This is a genomic window from Paenibacillus sp. AR247 (assembly GCF_002968895.1).
Lineage (GTDB): Bacteria > Bacillota > Bacilli > Paenibacillales > Paenibacillaceae > Paenibacillus_AQ > Paenibacillus_AQ favisporus.
The window spans coordinates 1604-4963 of record NZ_PCZT01000023.1 but is presented as its reverse complement, the minus strand read 5'-3'; the positions used below and the strand labels follow the sequence as shown (position 1 = coordinate 4963).

Below are 3360 nucleotides of genomic sequence, written 5' to 3'. Positions count from 1 at the left end.
GGCGCGTATCATTGTGACCGAGCTTCCTTACCAGGTCAATAAAGCTCGTTTGGTCGAGAAAATCGCCGAGCTCGTTCGTGAGAAGAGAATCGAGGGTATTACCGATCTGCGTGACGAATCCGACCGGACCGGTATGCGAATCGTCATCGAGCTGCGCCGTGACGTCAATCCGAGCGTTATGCTGAATAATTTGTACAAACACACGGCGCTGCAATCCACGTTCGGCATCAACATGCTCGCGATCGTGAACAAGGAGCCGAAGGTTCTGACGTTGCGCGATGCGCTGTACCATTATTTGCAGCACCAGATTGAAGTTATCCGCCGCCGGACCGAATATGATCTGAAAAAGGCGGAAGCCCGCGCTCATATTTTGGAAGGCTTGCGAATCGCACTCGACCATCTGGACGAAGTCATCTCGATTATTCGTTCTTCTCAGACGACGGAAATTGCCCGTGACCGTTTGATAGAGCGTTTCAGCCTAAGCCTTGAGCAGACCCAGGCCATTCTGGAAATGAGACTCCAGCGCCTGACCGGTTTGGAACGCGAGAAGATCGAGGCCGAATACCAGGAGCTTATGGTGAAGATTGCCGAGTACCGCGAAATTCTCGCGAATGAGCAGCTTGTTCTGGACATTATTACGAATGAGCTTCAAGAAATCAAAGAGCGCTTCGGCGACGAGCGCCGTACCGAAATTACCGTTGGTGAAGAGAGCATTTTGGATGAAGATCTGATTCCAGCATTTTGGATGAAGATCTGATTCCGCGTGAAGAAGTGGTTATCACGATCACGCATACCGGATACATCAAACGCTTGCCTGCTAACACCTATCGCAGCCAGAAACGCGGCGGACGTGGGGTAACAGGGCTTGATATGAAGGATGAGGACTTTGTCGAGCATCTCTTCGTCACCAACTCGCATAATTACCTGATGTTCTTCACGGATCGGGGTAAGGTGTACCGCCTGAAGGCGTACGAAATTCCTGAACTGGGCCGTACCGCCCGGGGAACGGCGATTATTAACCTCATTCAGATCGAACAGGGAGAGACGATCAATGCCGTGATTCCGGTCTCCGAGTTTGAGGATGACAAATACCTGTTCTTCGTTACCCGCAGCGGGGTTGTGAAGAAGACGCCTCTTGAGGATTACGTGAATATCCGCAAAGGCGGCCTAATCGCGATCAACTTGCGCGAAGACGACTGCTTGATTGAAGTCAAGCTGACGGATGGTAAGCAGGAAATGATCATGGGTACAGCCCACGGCATGTCTATCCGCTTCTCTGAGCATGATGTGCGGTCGATGGGGCGCGGAGCGACAGGGGTTAAAGGGATTACCCTGGATGAAGGCGACTCGGTGATCGGCATGGACGTCATCGATAAAGAGCTGGATGTCCTGATCGTAACGTCCAAGGGATACGGCAAGCGTACCCCTGCCAGCGATTACCGTTCGCAAACGCGTGGCGGTAAGGGGATTAAAACCATCAACGTCACGGACAAGAACGGACCTGTGGTTGGGCTGAAGGTCGTGAAGTCCGAGGAAGACCTGATGATCATTACCACCAGTGGCACGTTGATCCGAACCAGCATGGAGGGAATCTCCACGATGGGACGCTACACGCAAGGCGTGAAGCTGATTAACATCCGTGAGGATGATGCTGTAGCGACCGTATGCCGCGTCGATAAGAGCGACGATCCGGACGATGAAGACGTAGTCTTGATCGAAGGGCAAGAGGTCGGCAACGGATCGGAAGAAGGCGCGGAGCCTGACGACACCGGAGCACCTGCACCTGAAATGACGGATGCTTCGGATGAGGCACCGGACGAAGAATAATTCCGTTAATACGGCAAACGCTAAGAGCATGAGTCTGATTCCATCAGATTCATGCTCTTTTTTCTTGGCTTCATATGGAAAGCAGGCGATTGTACAGCGTTCTTATCCGTAATATAATTGGTGTATATTACCACCATATGAGTCGGAAATGAGTGAATGGATCAATGGCCAGCGTATCGATTACAGAAATCAAACCCGGTTTTAAATTATCCAAGGATGTTCACACGCCATTGGGCGGATTGCTGCTACAGAAGGGAACGGTACTGCTGCCGAGAGACCTAGAAATCCTGCGTGCATTTATGGTGCAGTCGGTTGACGTTGACAACGGAGAGCAGGAAACGAAGAGTTCCGCTGACAGCAGAGCGGCGATACCGCAGCGGAGCGTCCCTTCAGTTCAGGCCGGAAAGGACTCAGTCACAACCGTCCAACGTTCCAGTTTTCTAGAGGAATATGACAGAATGATTCAGCTGGTAAAAAGCACATACCCTTCCGTTATTGCGGCAGAGATCCCGATCTTTGAACTCAGAGGCCAACTGGAGGCACTTATTTCACAGATTAAGGACTATAATTTATTAACCTTTTCGCCAAGAAGCATGAGCGAGTATGACTATATTTATCACCACGCGGTCCTTTGTGCATTGTCATCCTATCAGCTGGCCAGATGGGTCGGGTTACAGCAGAAGGATTGGATGCAGGCTGCTTTTGCAGGCTTATTCCATGATATCGGTAACTTCAAAATCGATCCGGCCGTATTGTACAAGCCACAGCCTCTTACCGCAGAGGAAGTTGGAGAGATGAAGAGACATACCACCTACGGCTATCAACTGCTTAAAAATGTAACAGCCATTAATGAGGGCGTACGCTTGGCTGCTCTGCAGCATCATGAAAAAGTAGACGGCACAGGGTATCCTCTCCGGCTGGATGGAGGCAAGATTCACATCTATGCGAAAATTGTTGGCATCGTTGATATATTCCACGCCATGACGCTGAATCGCGTATACCAGAAAGCCCAATCTCCGTACCTGGTGCTGGAGCAAATTCATGCAGAAGCTTTTGGTAAGTTGGATCCAAGTATCGTCAGCACTTTGATCAGCAAAGTGACGGAATTTCATAACGGTACCGTTGTCCGATTAAGCAATGATCAGATTGGAGAAATTGTCTTCACGGACCGCAATCATCCGACACGGCCTATGGTCTCTGTCAACGGACAAATTATCAATCTGATTCAGCAAAGACAGTTATGTATCAACGAAATTATTTCTTCGTAAATAGTTGACTTCATATTAATGGCTGTGTTATATTATTTCTTGCCCTCTTAAAGCAGGAATGTTGATAACACAGCTTTTTAAAAGAAATATAAAAAAAGCTTGCAAGCTTGCTGAGAGCATGATATACTATTTGAGATTAAATCAATCTCGTCAGATTCAAAATGAGCTACAAACTTTCTTGGAGAGTTTGATCCTGGCTCAGGACGAACGCTGGCGGCGTGCCTAATACATGCAAGTCGAGCGGACTTGATGGAGAGCTTGCTCT

At 49.2% G+C, this 3360-nt stretch carries 1 protein-coding gene, 1 rRNA gene and 1 pseudogene (1 of these 3 running past the window's edge); all 3 read left to right on the top strand.

Going from position 1 to position 3360, the window contains the following annotated elements; all coding sequences use genetic code 11:
* Positions 1–1827: pseudogene (locus tag CPT76_RS29020) on the top strand (DNA gyrase C-terminal beta-propeller domain-containing protein); the annotation flags it as partial.
* Positions 1828–1991: 164 nt separating this feature from the next.
* Entirely contained in the window at positions 1992–3095 is a 1104-nt protein-coding gene (locus CPT76_RS29015; RefSeq protein WP_105445357.1) for an HD-GYP domain-containing protein, read from the top strand.
* Between the two features lie 175 nt (positions 3096–3270).
* Positions 3271–3360 (top strand): 16S ribosomal RNA (locus CPT76_RS29010); it runs 1563 nt beyond the window's last position.